Annotated in this window: 18 protein-coding genes and 1 pseudogene; 15 read left to right on the forward strand and 4 right to left on the reverse strand. The window is 62.7% G+C overall.

Annotated elements, in window-relative coordinates; all coding sequences use genetic code 11:
- Positions 1 to 100 precede the first annotated feature (100 nt).
- From AU194_RS27240 to AU194_RS32900, 7 genes are all read left to right on the forward strand, one after another.
- A complete protein-coding gene (locus AU194_RS27240) occupies positions 101 to 1,750 on the forward strand; it encodes a glycosyltransferase family 87 protein (protein WP_059092405.1) in 1,650 nt (549 codons plus the stop codon).
- A gap of 121 nt (positions 1,751 to 1,871) precedes the next feature.
- On the forward strand, positions 1,872 to 2,162 hold the full coding sequence (gene rpsF / locus AU194_RS27245) for a 30S ribosomal protein S6 (RefSeq protein ID WP_059092393.1): 291 nt from the start codon (positions 1,872 to 1,874) through the stop codon (positions 2,160 to 2,162).
- Positions 2,163 to 2,237: 75 nt separating this feature from the next.
- Entirely contained in the window at positions 2,238 to 2,753 is a 516-nt protein-coding gene (locus AU194_RS27250; RefSeq protein ID WP_059092394.1) for a single-stranded DNA-binding protein, read from the forward strand.
- 49 nt (positions 2,754 to 2,802) lie between these two features.
- Positions 2,803 to 3,057 carry a 30S ribosomal protein S18 gene (rpsR, locus tag AU194_RS27255; protein ID WP_059092395.1) on the forward strand — a complete coding sequence of 85 codons (255 nt, stop codon included), beginning with the start codon at positions 2,803 to 2,805 and terminating at the stop codon, positions 3,055 to 3,057.
- 29 nt (positions 3,058 to 3,086) lie between these two features.
- Positions 3,087 to 3,545 carry a 50S ribosomal protein L9 gene (gene rplI, locus AU194_RS27260; RefSeq protein WP_059092396.1) on the forward strand — a complete coding sequence of 153 codons (459 nt, stop codon included), beginning with the start codon at positions 3,087 to 3,089 and terminating at the stop codon, positions 3,543 to 3,545.
- Between the two features lie 449 nt (positions 3,546 to 3,994).
- Complete coding sequence (dnaB, locus tag AU194_RS27265) at positions 3,995 to 6,208, forward strand: replicative DNA helicase (RefSeq protein ID WP_059092397.1); 2,214 nt, start codon at positions 3,995 to 3,997, stop codon at positions 6,206 to 6,208.
- 101 nt (positions 6,209 to 6,309) lie between these two features.
- On the forward strand, positions 6,310 to 7,005 hold the full coding sequence (locus AU194_RS32900; RefSeq protein WP_369804246.1) for a translation initiation factor IF-2: 696 nt from the start codon (positions 6,310 to 6,312) through the stop codon (positions 7,003 to 7,005).
- A gap of 849 nt (positions 7,006 to 7,854) precedes the next feature.
- Here the strand turns inward: AU194_RS32900 and AU194_RS27270 are convergent.
- Complete coding sequence (locus AU194_RS27270) at positions 7,855 to 8,208, reverse strand: helix-turn-helix domain-containing protein (protein ID WP_059092398.1); 354 nt, start codon at positions 8,206 to 8,208, stop codon at positions 7,855 to 7,857.
- Positions 8,209 to 9,161: 953 nt separating this feature from the next.
- On the opposite strand from AU194_RS27270, the pseudogene AU194_RS33100 reads away from it, so the two are divergent.
- The 5 genes and pseudogenes from AU194_RS33100 to AU194_RS27295 form a co-directional block, all read left to right on the forward strand.
- Positions 9,162 to 9,572, forward strand: a pseudogene (locus tag AU194_RS33100) (TniQ family protein); the annotation flags it as partial.
- Positions 9,573 to 9,686: 114 nt separating this feature from the next.
- Complete coding sequence (locus AU194_RS31485; RefSeq protein ID WP_231743598.1) at positions 9,687 to 10,751, forward strand: hypothetical protein; 1,065 nt, start codon at positions 9,687 to 9,689, stop codon at positions 10,749 to 10,751.
- Positions 10,752 to 11,015: 264 nt separating this feature from the next.
- On the forward strand, positions 11,016 to 11,675 hold the full coding sequence (locus AU194_RS27285) for a TnsA-like heteromeric transposase endonuclease subunit (protein WP_255374849.1): 660 nt from the start codon (positions 11,016 to 11,018) through the stop codon (positions 11,673 to 11,675).
- Between the two features lie 35 nt (positions 11,676 to 11,710).
- On the forward strand, positions 11,711 to 13,819 hold the full coding sequence (locus AU194_RS27290; protein WP_059092406.1) for a DDE-type integrase/transposase/recombinase: 2,109 nt from the start codon (positions 11,711 to 11,713) through the stop codon (positions 13,817 to 13,819).
- Between the two features lie 3 nt (positions 13,820 to 13,822).
- A complete protein-coding gene (locus AU194_RS27295) occupies positions 13,823 to 15,010 on the forward strand; it encodes a TniB family NTP-binding protein (protein WP_082698872.1) in 1,188 nt (395 codons plus the stop codon).
- Here the strand turns inward: AU194_RS27295 and AU194_RS31490 are convergent.
- Positions 14,919 to 16,565 carry a TniQ family protein gene (locus tag AU194_RS31490; protein WP_197417759.1) on the reverse strand — a complete coding sequence of 549 codons (1,647 nt, stop codon included), beginning with the start codon at positions 16,563 to 16,565 and terminating at the stop codon, positions 14,919 to 14,921. The genes AU194_RS27295 and AU194_RS31490 overlap by 92 nt on opposite strands.
- 136 nt (positions 16,566 to 16,701) lie before the next feature.
- On the opposite strand from AU194_RS31490, the gene AU194_RS27300 reads away from it, so the two are divergent.
- Together AU194_RS27300 and AU194_RS32020 are read left to right on the forward strand one after the other, a co-directional pair.
- On the forward strand, positions 16,702 to 16,953 hold the full coding sequence (locus AU194_RS27300; protein WP_059092402.1) for a helix-turn-helix domain-containing protein: 252 nt from the start codon (positions 16,702 to 16,704) through the stop codon (positions 16,951 to 16,953).
- Positions 16,954 to 17,233: 280 nt separating this feature from the next.
- Positions 17,234 to 17,674, forward strand: a complete 441-nt coding sequence (locus tag AU194_RS32020) for a hypothetical protein (RefSeq protein WP_197417760.1) — start codon at positions 17,234 to 17,236, stop codon at positions 17,672 to 17,674.
- Between the two features lie 278 nt (positions 17,675 to 17,952).
- On the opposite strand, the gene AU194_RS31495 is transcribed toward AU194_RS32020, so the two are convergent.
- Complete coding sequence (locus tag AU194_RS31495; protein ID WP_082698874.1) at positions 17,953 to 18,186, reverse strand: hypothetical protein; 234 nt, start codon at positions 18,184 to 18,186, stop codon at positions 17,953 to 17,955.
- Between the two features lie 831 nt (positions 18,187 to 19,017).
- Between AU194_RS31495 and AU194_RS27310 the strand changes: the two genes are divergently transcribed.
- Positions 19,018 to 19,770: a L,D-transpeptidase family protein gene (locus tag AU194_RS27310; RefSeq protein WP_059092404.1), complete on the forward strand. Its 753-nt coding sequence runs from the start codon at positions 19,018 to 19,020 to the stop codon at positions 19,768 to 19,770.
- Positions 19,771 to 19,839: 69 nt separating this feature from the next.
- Here AU194_RS27310 and AU194_RS31500 read toward each other — a convergent pair whose 3' ends face one another.
- Positions 19,840 to 20,412 (reverse strand): copper resistance CopC family protein, encoded by a 573-nt coding sequence (locus AU194_RS31500; RefSeq protein ID WP_082698875.1) that lies wholly within the window; start codon positions 20,410 to 20,412, stop codon positions 19,840 to 19,842.
- Positions 20,413 to 20,556: the final 144 nt, after the last annotated feature.

Here is a 20,556-nt window from a genome sequence, read left to right on the forward strand (position 1 = left end):
CCCCCGGGGTCCCCCCCCCCCGCGTCCCGCCGCCCGTCCAGCCGCAGCCGGTCGTCCCGGGTGCCCCGGTACCGCCTGGTCCGCTGCCGCCCCCGTGACGGTGGACGACGAGCGCGCACGGGCCGAGTGGGTCTCGCCTGCGCCGCTTGCCCGTGATCCGCGCAGCGCCGACGACCGCGACCTGCCCAGCCGCACCGACACCATCGGCGCCGCGCTGTCGGAGACCGTCGGCGGCCCGGTGGGCCGGCATGCGCTGATCGGCAGGCAGCGGTTCATGACGCCGCTGCGGGTGATGTTCCTCATCGCCGTGGTGTTCCTGGCGCTCGGCTATTCGACGAAGGCCGCGTGTCTGCAGACCACCGGCACCGGTTCGGCCGACCAGCGGGTCGCCAACTGGGAGAACAACCGCGCGTACTACGAACTCTGCTACTCCGACACCGTCCCGCTCTACACGGCGGAACTGTTGAACCAGGGCAAGTTCCCGTACAAGTCGAGCTGGATCGAGAAGGACGGCACCGGTACGCCGCGCATCACCTACGACGGTGAAGTCGCGGTGCGGTACATGGAGTATCCGGTGCTGACCGGGCTGTACCAGTACGTGTCGATGGCGTTGGCCAAGACGTATTCCGCGGTGACGCGGGCGGTGTCGGTACCCGTCGTGGCCGAGGTGGTGATGTTCTTCAACGTGGCCGCGTTCGGTCTGGCGCTGGCCTGGCTGGCGACGGTGTGGGCGACGGCGCTGCTCTCGGGACGGCGGGTGTGGGATGCGGCGTTGGTCGCGGGCTCACCGCTGCTGATCTTCCAGGTGTTCACCAACTTCGACGCGCTGGCAACGGCTTTCGCGGTCGGCGCACTGCTGGCCTGGGCGCGCCGAAAACCGGTGCTGGCCGGCGCGCTGATTGGCCTCGGGGTGGCGGCCAAGCTGTATCCGCTGCTGCTGTTGGTGCCGTTGGTGGCGCTCGCGGTGCGGACGGGCCGGCTGCGCGAGGTCGGGAAGACTGCGGCGACCGCGGCGGTCACCTGGCTGCTGGTGAACCTGCCGATCATGGTGTTGTTCCCGCGCGGGTGGTCGGAGTTCTTCCGGCTCAACACCCGCCGCGGCGACGACATGGACTCGCTCTACAACGTCGTGAAGTCGTTCACCGGGTGGGGCGGCTTCGACACCGGGTTGGGGTTCTGGCAGCCGCCGACGGTGCTCAACGCGGTGACCGCGCTGTTGTTCGCGTCGTGCTGCATCGCGATCGGGGTCGTCGCGTTGACGGCTCCGCAGCGCCCGCGGGTGGCGCAGCTGGCGTTCCTGGTGGTCGCGGCGTTCCTGCTGACGAACAAGGTGTGGAGTCCGCAGTTCTCGCTCTGGCTGGTGCCGCTGGCGGTGCTCGCGCTGCCGCACCGCCGGATCCTGTTGGCGTGGATGACCGTCGATGCGCTGGTGTGGGTGCCGCGCATGCTCTACCTCTACGGCGAGGCCAACCGTGGCCTGCCCGAACAGTGGTTCACCGCGACGGTGTTGCTACGCGATATCGCCGTGATCACGTTGTGCGCGTTGGTGATTCGGCAGATCTACCGGCCGGCGCAGGATCTGGTGCGCTGGGGCGGGCGGGTGGACGACCCGGCCGGCGGAGTGTTCGACGGTGCGCCCGACGATCCGCCGCGGTGGCTGCCCGACTGGCTGTTGCCCGCCCACCGGCGCGTCCGCGTTGAGGCGCCGTCGCCGGCGGCGGAGCACGAGGCCGCCGGTGCACCGCGTTGACGACTGATTTCGCTGCTCAGAGCAGTCTGCTGTAGCCTGGGCAGGTTGCCGACGCAGGCGACCCTCCTGCCACGGAATTCGCCGTGGCCGCACTACGACCATAGGAGGTGATGAGGTTCTAATGCGTCCATACGAAATCATGGTCATTCTCGACCCCACACTTGACGAGCGCACGGTTGCTCCCTCGCTGGAGACGTTCCTGAACGTCATCCGCAAGGACGGCGGAAGCGTTGACAAGGTGGACATCTGGGGCCGCCGCCGGCTCGCCTACGAGATCGCCAAGCATGCCGAGGGCATCTACGCGGTGATCGACGTCAAGGCCGAGCCCGCCACGGTGACCGAGCTCGACCGTCAGCTCAGCCTGAACGAGTCGGTGCTGCGCACCAAGGTCATGCGGACCGACAAGCACTGATCACCGAACGGCTACGGGCGTCATAGGCCTTGCGTAGGCTCGCGCCCAATATGCCGTCCATTTCAGGAGGACCCAGTGGCTGGTGACACCACCATCACCGTCGTCGGAAACCTGACCGCCGATCCGGAATTGCGGTTCACGCCGTCCGGTGCGGCCGTCGCCAACTTCACCGTGGCATCGACGCCGCGCATCTACGACCGCCAGAGCGGTGAGTGGAAGGACGGCGAAGCGCTGTTCTTGCGCTGCAACATCTGGCGCGAGGCGGCCGAGAACGTCGCCGAGAGCCTGACCCGCGGGTCGCGGGTGATCGTGACCGGGCGGCTCAAGCAGCGTTCGTTCGAGACCCGCGAGGGTGAGAAGCGCACCGTCATGGAGGTCGAGGTCGACGAGATCGGCCCCTCGCTGCGGTACGCCACGGCCAAGGTCAACAAGGCCAGCCGCGGAGGCGGCGGTGGCGGCGGCTTCGGCGGTGGCGGCGGCGGGGGATCCCGCGGTGGCGGTGGTGGGCAGGCGGCTGCGGCCGAGGACCCGTGGGGCAGCGCCCCGGCGTCGGGGTCCTTCAGCGGCGCCGACGACGAGCCCCCCTTCTGAGTGGCTTGCGAAAGCACTCCCCGAGAAACATTGAGAAAGAGATAGCGAAATGGCCAAGTCCAACAAGCGGCGGCCGGCACCGGAGAAGCCGGTCAAGACCCGCAAGTGCGTGTTCTGCTCCAAGAAGGGCCAGAACATCGATTACAAGGACACCGCACTGCTGCGTACCTACATCAGCGAGCGCGGCAAGATCCGTGCCCGCCGGGTGACCGGCAACTGCGTCCAGCACCAGCGTGACATCGCCGTTGCGGTGAAGAACGCCCGCGAGGTGGCTCTGCTGCCGTTCGGTTCGTCCACGCGGTAGTCCACCACCGGAAACGAGAGATCAACGAGATGAAACTGATTCTGACCGCCGAGGTGGAGCACCTGGGTGTGCCCGGTGACGCCGTGGAAGTCAAGGACGGCTACGGCCGCAACTACCTGCTGCCGCGCGGGCTGGCGATCGTCGCCACGCGTGGTGCGCAGCGCCAGGCCGACGACATCCGTCGGGCCCGTGACCTCAAGACCGTCAAGGGTCTGGAGCACGCCAACGAGATCAAGCAGGCGCTCGAGGCGCTCGACTCCGTCGAGCTCGCCGTCAACGCGTCCGCCGAGACCGGCAAGCTGTTCGGCTCGGTGACGTCCACCGACGTCGTTGCCGCGATCAAGAAGGCCGGTGGCCCGAACCTCGACAAGCGGACCGTCGCACTGCCGAAGGCGCACATCAAGAGCCTCGGTCAGCACTCGGTCGCGGTGCGGCTGCACCCGGGTGTCGAAGCCTCGGTGTCGCTGAACGTCGTCGCTGAGAGCTGACGCAAGCGTTAATTCGCCCGGGTGGGGATTGATCTTGATCCCCACCCGGGCGTTGCTGTCTCTTCTGGCGAACTCAATCACCTGAAGTTCGCGTAGCTCGAGTTATCGGGTGTTAACCTGCGCGGCGTCCGCGCGATACTCAACACGCCCGACTCGTCAACCCGGCACGACACGCCGGAGAAGTTTTTATCCACAACGATTTACCGGCTGAGCGGTGCGCTTATCTGCGCGAATATCCAGATAACGAACACTCATCCACAGGTTTTCCCCAAGCGCTCAACACGCCTGTCCTGAGCTATGCACACTCGCTCCACAGGTTCATCAACAGCCCTCCCACCGGGCCGCCTCAGCAACGTCTAACGTTGGCCGTCGCGCGGAGTTGTCGGTGCTGTTTCGTACAGTCGCAACGAGCAGAAACGAACTGGCGTTCGATCGACATAGGGGGTCTTGTGGCTGTCGTGGACGACCGTGGTCATCCGGACATGGATGAGCCCCCTCCGAGTGAGGAGTTCGGTCGGCAGCCACCTCATGACATCGCCGCCGAGCAGGCCGTGCTGGGCGGCATGCTGCTGAGCAAGGACGCCATCGCCGATGTGCTGGAGCGGCTGCGGCCGGGCGACTTCTACCGGCCGGTGCACCAGAACATCTACGACGCCGTACTGGATCTGTACGGGCGCGGGGAGCCCGCCGACGCGGTGACGGTGGCCGCCGAGCTGGACCGGCGCGGACTGCTGCGGCGCATCGGTGGGGCGCCGTATCTGCACACGCTGATCTCCACGGTGCCGACGGCGGCGAACGCGGGCTTCTACGCCGGCATCGTGTCCGAGAAGGCGCTGCTGCGCCGGCTCGTGGAGGCGGGCACGCGGGTGGTGCAGTACGGGTACGCGGGTGCTGAGGGCGCCGATGTCGCGGAGGTGGTGGATCGCGCGCAGGCGGAGATCTACGACGTCGTGGACCGGCGGTCGTCCGAGGATTTCGCGGTGCTGGAGAGCCTGCTGCAGCCCACGATGGACGAGATCGACGCGATCGCCTCGCAGGGCGGTATCTCGCGCGGTGTGCCGACGGGGTTCACCGAACTCGACGAGCTGACCAACGGCTTGCACTCCGGGCAGATGATCGTGATCGCGGCGCGGCCCGGTATGGGGAAGGCGCTGGCGCTCGACACGCCGCTGCCGACGCCGGACGGCTGGACCACCATGGGCGAGGTCGCCGTGGGTGACCGGTTGATCGGTGACGACGGACGCCCGACGCGGGTGGTGGCGGCGACGGACGTGATGGTGGGTCGGCCGTGCTACGAGGTCGAGTTCTCCGATGGCACCGTCATCGTCGCGGATGCGGAGCATCAGTGGCTGACCGATACGCGGGCGTCGCGCGGCACGATCTGCACGACGGAGGAGATCGCGGCGACGCTGGGTGCGAACCACTCGGTGATTGATGCCGCGCCGCTGCAGTCGCCCCAATGCAAGCTACCCGTCCCGCCCTACACGCTCGGAGCGCTCTTGGGCGATGGCACAACGACCGACCCGGAGATACTCATGCGGGTCGAGGGCGAAGGTGCGGCGCCCGGTGGACCGCTGGTGGGCGAGCGCATCCCGGCGGAGTATCTGCGCGCGTCTGAAACACAGCGCCGGGCGCTGCTGGCGGGCTTGCTCGACACCGCTGGTCAGATCGCGGTCGATGGCGCTGTGGAGTTCAGCGCTGCGACCGAGTGCCTGGCGGCGGACGTAGTTGAACTGATCGTGAGCCTCGGGTACCACTGCGAGACGGCGGGGCGGCTCAGCTTGACGTTCTCGGTCGAGGACGACGTGTTCTGGGTCAGTCGGAAGGCGTTGCTGCACAAGGAGCGTCGTGGCGCGGCGAACACGTCCCGATTCATCGTCGATGTGCGGCCGGTGGACAGTGTGCCGGTGCGGTGTGTCGAGGTCGACAACGAGAGCCACATGTATCTGGCTAGCCGGTCGATGGTGCCGACGCACAACTCCACGCTCGGACTGGATTTCATGCGGTCGTGCTCGATCAAGCACCAGCTGCCGAGCGTGATCTTCTCGCTGGAAATGAGCAAGTCCGAGATCGTGATGCGCATGCTCTCGGCGGAGGCGAAGATCAAACTCGCCGACATGCGATCGGGGCGCATGAGCGATGACGACTGGACGCGGTTGGCGCGCCGGATGAGTGAGATCAGCGAGGCGCCGCTCTACATCGACGATTCGCCGAACCTGACGATGATGGAGATCCGCGCGAAGGCGCGGCGGCTGCATCAGAAGGCGGGGCTGCGGCTGATCGTCATCGACTACCTGCAGCTGATGACGTCGGGCAAGAAGGTCGAGTCGCGTCAGCAGGAAGTCTCGGAGTTCTCGCGAAACATGAAGCTGTTGGCCAAGGAGCTCGAGGTTCCGGTGATCGCGATGAGCCAGCTGAACCGTGGACCGGAACAGCGCACGGACAAGAAGCCGATGCTGTCGGACCTGCGTGAGTCGGGCGCCATCGAGCAGGACGCCGACATGGTGATCCTGCTGCACCGGCCGGACGCCTTCGAGCGCGACGACCCGCGCGGCGGCGAGGCGGATCTTATTGTGGCCAAACACCGTAACGGTCCGACGAAGACCATCACCGTCGCACATCAGCTGCATTTGTCGCGGTTCACGAACATGGCGCACGCGTAGCCTCGAGCCGAGATGCAACGGAAATTAACAAACGATCCCTAATTGTTTAACAAGTTGGTTAGCCGGTGAAACTAAACCCTCCGCCACGGCAGAAGGTCCGAGTGCGCGAACTGGCCCGTGAGTTGGGTTGGACGCCTCGGCAGCTGCTCGCCGAGTTGAATCGGCGCGGCGAGTTCGTGAAGTCGGCGGCTAGCCAGTTAGAGGCGCCGGTCGTCCGCGCCCTTCTGCGCGAGTTTGGGACCGTCAGCACTGGGCCAAACCCAGACGCGACGCTCAGTCCGGGGATGTATGGCCACTCGGCGGAGCTTCCGACAGGCGAAGACGACACAGGTTTCGAGAGTGAACTTGCGAAGGCTCGAGCTCGGTCGAAGGTTAAGGGCCAGAACAAGGTTGCGCGATGGCATCCACCGATCCTGCAGGCGCTACTCGACGATGTTGTCGTTCCGCAGCGGCCAGAACATCTCGCCGCACCGGCGAGTGGATACTTCGTACGGGAACTGAAAAAGGCCGCAGGACTCAGCAAGCGGTGGGCTGAAGCACAACTAAACGGTCTTGGAGACGATGAATCTTTAGTAATCAAATGGATCCGGCTCAGCGATGGTCAGCGTCCAGACATTGCTGTCGAACTAGCAGGTTGTGGTATCCGTCCGGACGAGGCGGCCCTCTGCATCGGACACGGCGGACGTATCGATCCGCATCTTTCGACCATCTATGAGCGCTTCCGTGACAGAAAAGTCGGTCGATCGGAGGCCACCACGATAGTCCGGGAGTGGCGAGCCAAACGGTGGGCTGTCTAAGCGGTTCTGCCTGTACGCCACTAACTTTCGATCTACCGAAGCGCGTTAATGCTGCCGATTCCGACAGCTATACGGTATCCTCTAGTACTACTAGTAGGGCACATCGAGACCCGATTGCGAGGTCGAAATGGTTGAGACACTGCGGGATTGCTCGCCTGCGCCAAGCCTCGAGTATGTCGATCGATTCGGTCGAGTTGTTGGTGATCTGGTCTACCTTCGGTGGTGCGCCGGAGCTACCGCTCCCTCCTGGAAGGAGGTGTTCAACTCACCGGACGTCTTGAATTTCCTTGACCAAGAGGGGCTTACAAGCTTTCATCCGCGAATGGAGGCTCTAATGGCGCGAGCTGCCGGCCGCGGTTGGCTGGCCTACTCCGACGAGCCGCGGTCGCTACGCGTCGGGCCAACCTACCTGGCATCACCCGGACAAAAGCTGCGAGTTAGACAGCCGCGTGACATGGGCCGTCGTGTTGCTGGCGCGGTCGCAAGGCTTAGGTACAAGCACAAACACAACCCGACCATCAAAGAGTTTGCGGATTTCCTCCGAAATGCTCGAGTGCAGCGAATCTTTCGCGGCGAGGCGGATGTGCTCAAGAGCCTGCCGTGGTTGGTGGTTTCAGGCTGGATCGTTCTCGAAGATGGACGCGTGCTTCGGGGTCCGACTGCGAGGGCCGACATGAACGAACGAGCGGCTTTGCGGCGTTTGGCCATACGAGAGGCCGCCCAGGCCGCCAACACGGACGAGGAGCGCACCTCGTCGACGGCAATCCCGACACCTTGTGGCTGATGTCGCGCTCGTTGATCGTCGACGACCTCTAGGCTGGCCAAGTTGAAGCAGGTCGTGGTCTCTTACTACTGGGCGAAAGTGTCGAGGTCGATGCTGATTTCGACTCCGTCGCGTTCTACGACGATTCGTGAATGCTCGATGCCTGCGGCTTTGAGATAGTCGCGCAGCGTCGATAGGAGAAGGTCGTGGCGTCGCTCGATGCGTGACACGGTGCCTTGGTCGGTGCTCAAGGCCTTCGCGATCTGTTGTTGCGTAAGGTTTCCTGCGCGGCGGATGTCGGCCAGACCTTCGGCGTAGACCCGGTTTACGTTTTCGCGTTCAGCCGCGTAGCTGCGCACGTCGTCCGCGATGAGGGGATCTGCGACCAGCTCGTCGATCCTGTTGTTCATCCGACGGAACGTCTTGCCTTCATCACTCATCGTGGTCCTCCTTGGTTTCGTGAAGCCATATGGATATTGCGGCGTCGGCCCGGCTTCCGACGCTGTTGTAGAAGACGTCGCCCATGCGGGCTTTGTCGGCGGCGAAGAGCGCAACTACGACGGTGGTGCTGTGCGGTAGAAACCAGAAGCAGATCAAGCGGAAGGCGATTTCGCGATCGAAGGGGTGGGCTGTGCGCCCGGCGAATCTTCGATTGTCATACTCCTCTTAGGTCGGGTGTGTCTTCGGTCGGTGCCTGTTCGAGCGTTCGCAGTTGTTTGAGCGCGTCAACTGCGCGGGCCAGTAGCCGTCTGGGGGTTCGTCCCCGTTTCGGGCCTTGTCTTCGGTGCGGTCCAGCCAGTCGAAGAACTCGAGGGTCCGTCGACGTCCATGTCCACAAGTATGGCTTTAGAGCCATATGCTGCCAACACCATATCGAGCAATTGCGCGGCATTGGATCGTGCTACTCATGGCGCGCCGGGGCCGATTTTCACCCTCCCCCGTTGTGCTATCTGAACCGTGGCGCTTGAAAGGTGAGGTTGAACACCACGCGGTCGGTGGCCGGCATGTTGAACTTCGAGAGATCGAATCGGGCGTCGGTGGACGGCATACCATTGAACATCGGCACCGAAATCTCATAGGGCTCAGGGGGTTTCTCGCCCTTCTGTCCCGCGTGGATGCGGCTGCGTTTGCGGTTCGAGACCGGGTCGGTTACTTCGATCAGTCCGAACTCACCCAGCTCGTGGATGTAAACGTACCGGGGTCAACGTATAGCGATAATGCCCTCGCCGCACTCGAGTCGGCGACGCCATAGTTCCTAGCTGAGACCGGCGCGATCGCAGCACCACTAGTAGGGCGGACACGTCGCTCCGCACGTGGCTTCCTGAAGTATGCGCAGTCGGCTACGAGCAGACTGGCTCCTTCCGGATCGAGCCACAAGATGGGGATCCGGCTAATGGTGACCGCCGCTCTCTTGCCTGTGCGGGTCAAGCCTGCGTCAGGGGAGTGCATCGATTCATGGTTGGATGCGACGGCGGCTGTAATGGGAGTTACGCTCGGCGATGTATCTCGCCAATTGCATCTACCGATAGCCGCGAAGCCGCAATGGATTTGGTGGCTGCCGCAGTACCAGTTGGACTCTCTTCAAGTGTTAACGGGCACCCCGGCCGAAGACATCGCAACGATGACACTCGACGACTACGCCGTCAAAGGTCTGCCCGTCCTCACCGATTCACACGAACCCGACCGCACATTCCCGTTCGGCGTGTTACCGGGGTCGAGGTTCTGTCCCGAGTGCCTACACGAGTCGAGCGGCAGATGGCGGCTCGTGTGGCGGTTGGGCTGGTCATTCGCATGCACAACCCACGGCCGGTTGCTGGCTGCTCAATGTCCGAGTTGTGGAGAGGATCAGCGGCGTCGGCAGAACTACACAAGCATTCCGATGCCGACCCAATGTCGGTGCGGCTGCGATCTCACGTCGGTGCCCACCCCTGCGGTTGGGAGCGAGCACGACGTCGTTGTTGCGCAACGCTTCATCGGTAAGATTCTCAGCGGAGCCCGCCCGAGCGGCGGAGTGCTTGCGCGTCAGGCGCGATCGCGTCGTGAGTCACTGGAAGCGGTCCGGAGTCTGGCCAATCGAACGATCAACTTCGCGGCACGCCACGGCTTGGCAACCGCAGCAAGACTGGGAGGCGGATTCACATTCGATGAACTTTCCGCGGAACCGAATCCGAGCCGTGGACGAAGTGCGGTGAATTCCTACCCATCGATGCGGACCGTTGAGGCCGCCGTGGGGATAACCGTTGCTGTCAAGGTCTTAGGCGCCGAAACCATTGAGGAATCAGCGAGCCGGCTTCGGTGGCTGGTAGACAGCCAAGACGCCAAAGCCCGCCAGACCGAGTTGCTCTGGTGTCGCACCGACGATGCGCTAGCTGCGGCGATCACGATTAAGGCGAGTAGGCAACAGCTTGGAGCGCAGGGCGAACTCCGCTACCGCGCGGCAACTCCAGCGCCCGAAGCCCCACGGCGCAGTTATCTCGATGACTGGAGCTTCGCGGCGACACTACCCGCATTGATGTGGCCAACCTGGTGCGAGAAGCTGCTCGCGGATACGTCAGTAGATGCGGATATGAGGCGCGCGCTATCGATCGCCACGCTCATCGTCGGCAGCAATATCACGATCGGTGGTGCAGAGAAACTGTTGTCTGCGCGCCCGTCCCACCGCACCGTGAATGAACAACTCGAGCTCCTCTATTCGTTGCCGCGCTGGAACTCTATATGCAGAACGCTAATCAGTCTGAGCGACTATCTCGTAACTCAGGGTTCAGAAATCGACTACGCGCGTCGGAGGAAGTTGGTCTACTCGGCTCGGCTCGAGTGGCAGGACTGGCTCAGGATCAGGGGCGAATCCGCCGACGAAACGCTGCCGCGGACGGCGCCCCAGCAACCAGACCAGGCGCTGGTGCATCTACGTCGCCTCGGGATCGACGAGCCTGTAGAGTGGCATCCGCCGCTCAAAATAATTGGTGTCGCGGACCTAACATAGCTACCCGTAAACTAGATCGGTTGGGCTAGAGCGTATTTCAACACCCTCGCAGAATCAACTTGTGCTATTCACCGTCGCCTTGACCACGTAAGATAGTCCGCGCTGGTCTCGCGCGGGGCTTGTCCTTCTTGGCGCGCGGGAACCGACGAAAAGGTCCGAACCATGCCTTCGAGTGACGATGTAGACGATCTCCTTGACGCCTTGGCATTGCGCGCGCCAGGGCTTACGTGGACGTTCAGGCTGCAGGGCACCGAAATCGTGTGGATGTGGCAGCGGAGTAGCTCGCCGCCGGTGCACAGTCTCGAACCAATGCGAAGGATTGTCTCGTCCACCTTCAGCCGCCATATACCCGTGACGGCTCACTCCATGACTAACGGTGCGAGCGTGCATCTCGAATCCGGACTGGAGCACGACCTCTTCCGGAGACTCGACAGAGACCCGCGTGTCGCCTGGATGGTCTCGCAGCCATTCCGGCTCGCGTGGAGAGGTTTGCCTGGACGTCACACTCCCGACCTTCTAACCGTTGATGTCGAGGGGCGCGTGACTATCTGGGACGTACGCGCACCCGAAAAGCAGGACGACGAGTTCAGGGCCCAGAGCCGCATCACAGAGCACGCGTGCGCTGCTGTGGGATGGCGCTATGAGGTGTTCGGCGAAATGGCTCAAGCTGAGCGGCTGAATCTCATGTGGCTGAACGGGTTTAGAAGAGAGCCATCATGGTTGCAATTTCATGAACGCCAGATTGTTGACCTCGTCTCCGGTCACGAAGCAACCCTCGGAGCGTTGTTTGACGCGGACGACGGCTGCGGTGAACTGAAATCGTCTGTTTGGCATATGGTTTGGAAGGGGGCTTTGAGTATCGACACGACGTGCCAGTGGGGGCTGGACACGTTTGTGCGCCTATCTGTCGAAGTATTGCGATGAACGCCGGCCGGACATTTCTCTACGAGGGAGCGCGGGTGCTCACGGAGACGGGTGCGGAGCTCGTCGTTCGTTTCGACCCTACGGGTGTCGACCTTCGCGACTGTCTCAACAACATTCGGCATAGGGACTGGAACGATCTTCCGCTCGTGCAGAATATCGTCGATGGCCGGCCGGTTGCCGTCGCTCGGACTCTCCGACCGCTCTGGGACAGCCTCGACGACAAAGCCCGCGAACGCGCGCTCAACAAACTCGAAATTGTTCTCGAGATCGTGACTGGATACCGCGATGGTCATCCTGAACTCAGACGACCCGGCGAACCATACCCTCCGTTCGGTCCAGGGTTTGGCGTATCCGAGTCGAAGCGGGCCGTAGCAATGGCGTCGGTTCTCATTCAGGAGGGTCGAAATGACCGTAAGGTCCAGCGCCGCTTGCGAGACGGCGAGCTGACGTCGGTCGGGACGAACGAGAGCACCATCAGAAACTGGGTGCGAAGCTGGAGGCAGAAGGGACTGCTCGGATTGATCGATGGGCGGCACATCCGCAAGAGCCTGTCGTGGGAAGTCATCGATCCGCGCTACCGCGCGATCGCTGAGGAAGAGTTCGCGACTCTGGACGGTGATAGATCGAATCTGGCGATCCAAGAGATGCACAGACGAGTGCTGGTCAAGCTCCGTAACGCAGGCATTGACGACTACCACGCGCCGCAGCGCACGACGCAGAAGTTCCTCTCGAACTTGAAGCACCAGAGAGGTGAGACCACCAGGTCGCAGCGTACCAAGAAGCTGCAAACAGCCTCAGGTTCAACACAATACCCAGGCGTTCGGCCCGGCCAAGTGGTAGCGATTGATGTCACGCGAGCCGACAATCTCGTATACGACACCTTCAACGGTAGGCCGCTCAGCGTTGAGATCATCACCGCTATCGACGTCGCCACACGCGTGGTCCTGGCGCTCCGGGTGGTCCCGATGAGCGCGAATGGCTTCGAAGCGGGACTACTCCTCTATGACGTCTGCAGGCCGTTCTCGATGCTCGTCGCAGGCACGACGGTCAGCGATTGGAGATGGGTCGGCCTGCCTGAAACGGTCGACCTTTCGAGTGCGGTGGTCAAGGTGTGGCGTCAAGACTTGGAGGTCGACTTCGACACGTTGCAGGGCGAGCACCCCATCCCGTCTGTGATGCCGGATGCGATTCATTGCGACAACGCCGCGATCTTCACGAGCGTGCACTTCCGTGCACTTCTGCGCGACCTTCAGATCGACCTGTTGCTCAGCCGCCCGGGAAACCCCACCGACAACCCGCAGGTCGAGCGGTGGCATGAGACGATCCAACGCGGCTTGCAGCAGATTCCGGGCTACAAGGGGCGGAACGTGTCTGAGCGGGGGCGACTCGTCGCCGATGAGCCGCTGTTGACGGCTCGCGAACTGCAACTACACCTGCGAAAGTTCATTGCGCTTGATTACCACAGACACGGACACGACGGCCTCATTCAGCCGGGCGTCGAGGCCGCCAAGATGTGTCCACTCGACCTATGGGACGTCATGGTCGAAGCCACGGGTCGTATCGACGTCCCCCAGCGGCACGACCTGATCTACCAGTTCCTACCGATCAAGTGGGGCACCATCGGACCAGCGGGAGTCGAATTCTCCAACCTCCGATACGAAAACCCGCTTGTCTTCGAGCCGTTGCGCTACGTCGAGGTAGGCCGATTTCGCGAAAGGGACCGGGCCGCACCGTTCTTCTACGATCCAAACGATCTGTCGCGCATATGGTTTCATGACGAATCCACCGACAGGATCGAGCCCATCGAATGGGTCGGCCGTAGTAAAGCTGACGCACCGATGACCGACGTCATCCTCGACGAGCTCTGTCGGAAGATCAGGCGCCGCGGCGGCAACCATGTGTTCAAGCGCGGATTGACAACCCAACTGATCATCAACGAACTCGGCGAACTCACGTCGGCAAGATCGAAAGCGGATCGCCGCAAGACGGCTGCTGCGGCACAACGGGTCGAACAGTCGCGTATCGATCATGCCGAGGCGGAAGCTGCCCAGGAACGCGCCCATCCCGTGCGCAGCATCGCACCGCGGACGGTGCCGACTTCGTCGATCAGGCGGGCGTGGGACAACTTGCTGGAGACCGAGTAGGCGATGGACTCGCAGGAGTGGCACGACAACTGCGTCAAAGAGCTACCGCACGCGCCTCCCAGCCGATCGTCCAAGCAACTGAACGCCATGTCAGACCAGGCGCGAAATGCTTATATCGAGCAACTCGAGGCGTGGCTCGCCCGGCTCTACCTTCCGACAGCGGCGTTTACCGAGATCGAGCATGCTCTTGACCGGACCGTCCGGGACAACATGCTGGAAGGTCCGGGCGCCAAACAGATCGTCGTGTTGACCGGACCGAACTACGTTGGCAAGAGCACGTTCATGCTGCGGTGGGCACAGAGACGATATGTGGAATGGACCCATGATGCGCTGCACGACCGTCGGGGGCGTCCCGTCCACTATCCATCGGACGGTGTAGAGGCCGACCTATGTCCTGTGATTTGGATCGACTTGGGTTCGGCCGCCAAAGTCAATGATGTGACCACCGAGTTGCTCAACGGCTTCAACCTTGCGAGCACCGGCCTCACACGTGATCTGACTCATCGAGCGATGCATGGGCTACGTATGCACCGCACCCAGATCGTCGTCATGGACGACGCGCATCTTCTGAAGACCGACTCCAAGAGTGGGCGCGATGTTCTAGACCACATCAAGAGCATCAACACCAAACTTGGTCAGGTCTCGAGCGCGACCCTCGTCCTGGTCGGAGCCAACCTCGCAAACGGCGACCTAGTGAACGACCCACAGATCGCATGTCGATTAACGGAGTTTTCCGTCGCACCCTACGGCGTAGATACCGAGGAAGAACAAGCCGAATGGCAACGCGTCGTACGTGACCTAGAAAGGTTGGTGCTGCCACACCTGCCCGCAGGTGAGCCGGGAATGCTCTTCCTGAAGCTGGCCGGCGAACTATGGTTTCGCACGCAGGGCTACGTTGGCGACCTGCGAAAGCTAGTCAGTCGAGCGACCGTTGCGGCGATTACGGACGGCTCATACCGGATCAGCGCGGAGCACCTCAAAGCGATCACCCTGAGCAAGCGTGCAATTCGTGATACTGCAGCGGAGACGGAGCGCCGCCGCACTGAGTCATCGACGCAGACCCGGCGGCGGCGCCGGAAGCGCGCACGCGTGTCTGATCTCAACGCGCTGGGGGCGGAAGGACGAGTCGGCGCAGCGAGTCCTGGGCTGCGGCCGGCAGTCGGTCACGAAAGGCGCGATAGCCGGCCTTGATGCGATGGCAAGGCGGCACAGTCCACGCCGGACTGTTGTCGAGGCAGCCTTGTGCCACCTCGCACCACATCCATGTGACGGCGTAGACCCACAGGTCAGGACTCCGTGCTGGGGTGGTCGACAGGCGCCAAGCTGGGTACCAATCGGCGGGATTGCGAGCCAGCAACCGGACCTGCGCTTCGAGGGTGCGAAAGTCTCTGCTCGCGGGAATATCGTTCAGCGCCAGATCGATTGAGCGTTGAAGATCCTCCGGCGTTGCACGCATCCGCGCACGCGCGGCGCGTGAGGTACGGGAGCCGAGGTCGGGCGGCAGCCCAATTCTGACAGCCGCGTCGGCCCAGTTCTTCACTAAGACAATCGCTCTCACCATGCATAGCGACACATAGAGCCGGCCGGTGTGTTCGTAGCCGCCAAGCATGCCGTTAAAAAGTCGGCGATAGATGCCGACATCGATCATTTGGGGTATCGCAGATGGTTGAATCCTCCGACAGTGATTACCGCGATCGAGTCTTCGACCCACATCGCGGCGGTCGGATGTAGCCGCGGTGATCAACTGCTGCATCATCGGCGTTCTCTTGGTGCGATTAATGAGCCAGACGGCGGGACCGTTCTTCTCGTCTTCGACAAAGCGAATCCACTCACGCAACCGGGCACCCCCAGAATCGAGATCCCGTTGCATCAGAATTTCGTAGGCACATCCGAGGACGGCTCCGCGAACCCTGGCGCTGTGCGGGGGACTGAAGCCCCAACGAGCTCCACGAACCATGTTGGACCGGGCCCGCGCCTCATCACGCAAACCGCTCGCCCACGATACGGCAGTCTGGGCCGACGTCCTCGCTCCCAGATGAAGCAAAAGTGTTGCAAGGTTGCGGAGTTCGGCAAGAAAAGTACGAGGGTCGGCAGGTGTGCCGAACATGATCACCGTCTGCCCATTTATCGCTCGATGGACGGCTTCCGTGCAGTCGAGCGCAGGGCCGTTCGCCGGCTCAGCGGCGTTTGTGAGTACCGAGCGAAGACACGGCTGCCGCAGGACGACAGGATTGCCGCACGGTTGCTCCGGTCCGAGCACTGGGCGCAATGGCCAGTACCGGTGGCTGCGAAACCGTTGGCCGCAGCCGCCGCATTCGGTGGTCAGATAGGTGCCGTGATGAATGCACGTGGCCACGATCGGCAATCGCCAACCAACTCGCCAGATTCCCTGCTGTGCAACGCATAAAGGACAGAGTTGCGTGCCGAAGGGAGGAAACCACCCCTGCACCACGATCCTGCGATAGCTGTGCCTGTCTAACGGATTGAGGGCATCGAGGTACAGAGGCCTTCCTGCGTCGAAGCGCATGAGAGTCGCGGTTCGAAGCCGCTCGGCAGGGATGCCGCTGAGCCTTTCGATTCGCGCGAGCACGGTGTTGGTGGGCGCCGTCATGAAGAACGCGAGTGTCGTATGGGTTGCGCCTTCGCCGCTGCGGAGCGCAGCCAGGATGTGCTCAGGGTCGAGATCGTTGGCTTGGGTGAGGCGCTCGAGAAAGCTATCGAGAGCTTCGTCCTCACCCAGAGACACCCTGGTTGGCAGCAAGCTTAGTTCCGTCGGCATGATCCTGTGACCTCGGTCGACCACTGTGTGTGAGGTGCGGCGCAACGCTCAATGTACTACTAGTAGGGCAGACAATGATGGGCGTCCGCTGACTACTTGATGGGTGCCGACTCGCCCTAGTCAAAACAACCCGGAACGGGTTGCCAAGTGGGAGGCCTGGCGGTTGGAGGTGGGCACGAGAATTCGCGACGTCCGGCTATCGCAGGAAATGACTCAGGAGTCGCTCGCGCTGCGATCTGGCGTGACCCGAAACGTGCTCATCGACGTCGAACATGGACGGCGCGGCCTCCTATTCGAGCGGCTCCTCGATATTGCGGAGGCCTTGGAGGTTGCGCCGGCGGAACTACTGCCGTGATTGCAGGGACGCCTTGGACGCCACAGAACCGGCTCAGATGAAGCCCTACTAGTAGTACACTAAACTTGTGAGTATGGCGGCCAGACCAGGGCAAAGATGCGCCGCAGCGGCTCCGAGATGGCTAAGCGGGCCACCTGCTTATCCTTGCGGTTGCCCGACGAACGACAACCTTCGGGCATCACGGCGGACAACTCGGGCCATCCCCGGGAGCAAGCCCGGAACCCTGATTGCGCGGGCCGCACCTCGTCCACACGGTGCGCTAGCGGTTGGCGCCAAGTAGATGCGCCGGACCAAGCGCGTGACTGATAGCGCGATCAAGGACATGATCGCCCGAAACACCAGGGCCTCTGCGCGGCTCGAAGGACGGGAATCGCCCGATGGCCACACGCGCTCACAGGCCGTTCAGGATTACCTCGACGGGCTGGCATCAAGGAGTAAACGCGATGCAGCGCAGAATATTTCGTACACTGATTCGGATAGCGCAAGTGTCGGTCACTGGAATTACCGCGTAGTGCAGTCAGCCGACGGATCCGAGTACTTCATCGCGGAGGTGTATTACGCCGGCGACAAGCTGGGGTGGGTCGACGGCTCCCGCGACCTTCTTCGCTGGGAGCGGTACCAGGACCTCATTGACACCGTGCAACTGATTAGACACGCGTTCGACCAGCCTTTGCTGCGTGTGACGGAGGACGACCGTCTAGTTGAGGCCACATCTACATGATGGAACGAGCGGTTATCGGCGCTCGATCCGGCGATCCCGGAGTCACACTAGAGCGACTGGATCTTCGAGCAAAAACAGGAGCGTGGGCAGGTGAGGGACGATGAGGTGGACCCTGCGCTGGCGATCATCGACTGAGGTGGCCGACCTTTTCCACGGACCCGAGGATCCTGAGTGGGCGGCGGACCGAGACCGAATCGCGGACGAGCTGCAGGATCCGTGGCAGCGGGCGGTTCAAGCGGATTAACGTCGTCCTCGTGAGTCCCGTCGCTGCGGAGTGATCAGTCGCGGTGGTCGCGCATTCGGTGGACGTTGCGTGATGTCGCTGCAGCAGTGAGCAGTGTTCGTAGTTCGGGATTGGACCAGTACTCGTACTGGGCGTCAGTAACAGGCTGAGCAGGCTGAAGGATAATGCTGCCATCCGCGTTGTGGCGCAACAGGAACCGGCTATTCGGGCGGCCTGGCAGAGTGATGCGTCCGCGGTCATCTGTCTCAACGAACTCGGAGTCGGGCACTTCACGATCGTAGTCGCCGCGCCAGCGGACCGATGACAATCTTGACCCGACGGGATCGGCGCTTATCGGGGGGAGGATGACCCCAACACCCTGGAGGCGGTGGAGTTTGCCGCCTTGCAAGAGGAGTGAACGGATGGCGCACGACGAGCGATGCGCCGCGATGCCAGCGAAGCAATGACAGAAATTTCACGGCCGCGCGGATTCGTTGTAGCGACGGACCCAGACCAGGTCGCAGCCGGACTGCAAGATCAATGGACAGACGGCCAGCTCAGGCGGATCAACGTCGGCCGAGCCGGTCCCGCCGTTATTGAAAACGTCAGTCACGATTATGGCGTGCTCGGCGAACGCTATGTCCGGAAGCTGCGGCGGCGAACAGCGCCTGTAGTGGCACCCGTCCCGGCCTTTCTCACGTCCTGCGCAGGTTGAAGGTGGAAGCCGCCGTCCTAGTTGCGCCGCGACAGGAAACACCGACTGGGACGACCCCGAAGTGTAAAGCGACCGCGACCCTCCGGCTGAACGAACTCGGGAGTGTTCGCGGCGCAACGTCGGATGACCGAACTGCTTGAGATCTGAAGACGGAGATCTGGCCGCCGCTGACGACTGGAGGGCACCGCCGATCTGATTCAGCAAGAGTTCGGCAGACCCGTTCTCGGGGTCACACCGTACGGCCGCCGTATGGAGGTGGCGCCTGACAGGAGCGCAGGCTGCAAACGGCCAGCCGGTGGAGCGGAGTGAGTCGATATGAATCCCGTTCGGATGTCGTTACAACGTTAACGACCCTACGTAGCAGAATAGTAGTTGCAGAACACCGAAGCGGCGGAGGGAGAACCTATGGTCGGTCAGATTCGCGCTGTGCTCGTCGCGGTGGGCGTGGCGTACTTCGTATTCACCGGCGCAGGGGTTGCCGACGCCGGGACGGCGACACCAAGCAGCATGGCGTTGGCGACGGTTGTCTCACCTGAACCTGGCCAGGTGGTCGGCATCGCCGCGCCGGTGACTATCCGTTTCAGCAGCGTCGTCGCCGACCGTGAGGCGGCCGAGCGCGGCATCACCATCGACACGCCCGTTGAGGTGCCAGGACGGTTCACGTGGACGAGCGACCGCGTCGTGCAGTGGGCGCCGAAAGGCTTCTGGCCGGCCCATACTCCGGTGTCGGTGCGCACGGACGGGATGTCGACCAGCTTCGATGTCGGGGCAGCGGTCGTGTCCGTTGCTGACATTTCCGCACATACGTTCACTGTGAGCATCGACGGTCAGACGGTGCGTGAGATGCCGGCGTCGTTGGGCAAGCCGGGCTTTGACACTCCGCAGGGCAGTTTCAAGGTGCTGGAGAAGCAGCGCCGGGTGAAGTTCGATTCACGCACTATCGGCATTCCGTTGGATTCGCCGGAGGGCTACCTGATCGACGGCGAATACGCGGTGCGTGTCACGTGGGGAGGGGTCTATGTGCATTCAGCGCCGTGGTCGGTTGGCTCGCAAGGCAGTGCCAATGTCAGCCACGGATGCATCAATCTCAGTCCCGATAATGCGGCGTGGTACTTCGACACGGTGACCATCGGTGACCCGGTCATTGTTCAGGCGTAAGGGCCTGCGCTCGCTAGCGCACAGGTTGTGGTACCGGTAACGATTCACGAGCCGGTCGTTCGGTAACGCTCAGGATGGGTCGGGCGAATCCGCGGATAGCCTGGTTGCGTCATTTGCTGCGGACTTCCGTCGATTCCTCCGCGATTGCCAGAAAGCGATCACGCCGCCCAGGGCCAGACCCGCGGCACCTGCGGTTATTACCGTCGTCTTGGTGTCCGATGTGGCAGGAGCTGCCGTTGACGGCGGCGGAGCTGCGGTGCTAGGCGCGGCAGCTGCCGATGTAGAAATGGGCCGGGGTTCGTCGGATACGTCGGCGAGGGTGAACTTGTAGGAGCCGGTGACAGGATGTCCGTCTGCTGAGACCACCCGATAGCCGACGGTGTAGACGCCGTTACCGGGCCGGCCTGGTTCGACGGCCGCCGTCAGGCGCTGTCCCTCCACCTGTGGGGAGCCGGATATCCAATTGCGACCGTCAGCGCTGCTGACGACGACACTCGCGAACTGTGGGCTGATGTCCTCGTTGAAGGTCAACATGATGGCAGCCGGCGCGGCAGTGACGGTGGCGTCCGGCGCGGGATCGGAGCTCGAGAGCGCTGTGTGAGCCGCAGCGATTCCGCTTCCACACGTCAAGGCAACCAACATCCCCAAGCTGGGAACGATAGTGCGCAAGGTTGGATTCACGGTCCTCTTCTCGGTTCACGCTATTGCTTGTCAATGGCCAGGTTGAAGTACCCACTGGTGGCCAGATGAGAGTATCCACCCCGTGCGGTAGTTCCTAGGTTGGTG

Source organism: Mycobacterium sp. GA-2829 (assembly GCF_001499965.1).
GTDB lineage: Bacteria > Actinomycetota > Actinomycetes > Mycobacteriales > Mycobacteriaceae > Mycobacterium.

Excerpts from the sequence above, each read along its gene's own strand:
- rplI (WP_059092396.1), top strand. The coding sequence starts at position 3,087 with ATGAAACTGATTCTGACCGCCGAGGTGGAGCACCTGGGTGTGCCCGGT.
- AU194_RS32020 (WP_197417760.1), top strand. The coding sequence starts at position 17,234 with ATGCGCCGGACCAAGCGCGTGACTGATAGCGCGATCAAGGACATGATC.
- AU194_RS27270 (WP_059092398.1), bottom strand. The coding sequence starts at position 8,208 with ATGAGTGATGAAGGCAAGACGTTCCGTCGGATGAACAACAGGATCGAC.
- rpsR (WP_059092395.1), top strand. The coding sequence starts at position 2,803 with ATGGCCAAGTCCAACAAGCGGCGGCCGGCACCGGAGAAGCCGGTCAAG.
- AU194_RS31500 (WP_082698875.1), bottom strand. The coding sequence starts at position 20,412 with ATGTTGGTTGCCTTGACGTGTGGAAGCGGAATCGCTGCGGCTCACACA.
- AU194_RS27310 (WP_059092404.1), top strand. The coding sequence starts at position 19,018 with ATGGTCGGTCAGATTCGCGCTGTGCTCGTCGCGGTGGGCGTGGCGTAC.
- AU194_RS27295 (WP_082698872.1), top strand. The coding sequence starts at position 13,823 with ATGGACTCGCAGGAGTGGCACGACAACTGCGTCAAAGAGCTACCGCAC.
- AU194_RS27285 (WP_255374849.1), top strand. The coding sequence starts at position 11,016 with ATGTGGCAGCGGAGTAGCTCGCCGCCGGTGCACAGTCTCGAACCAATG.
- rpsF (WP_059092393.1), top strand. The coding sequence starts at position 1,872 with ATGCGTCCATACGAAATCATGGTCATTCTCGACCCCACACTTGACGAG.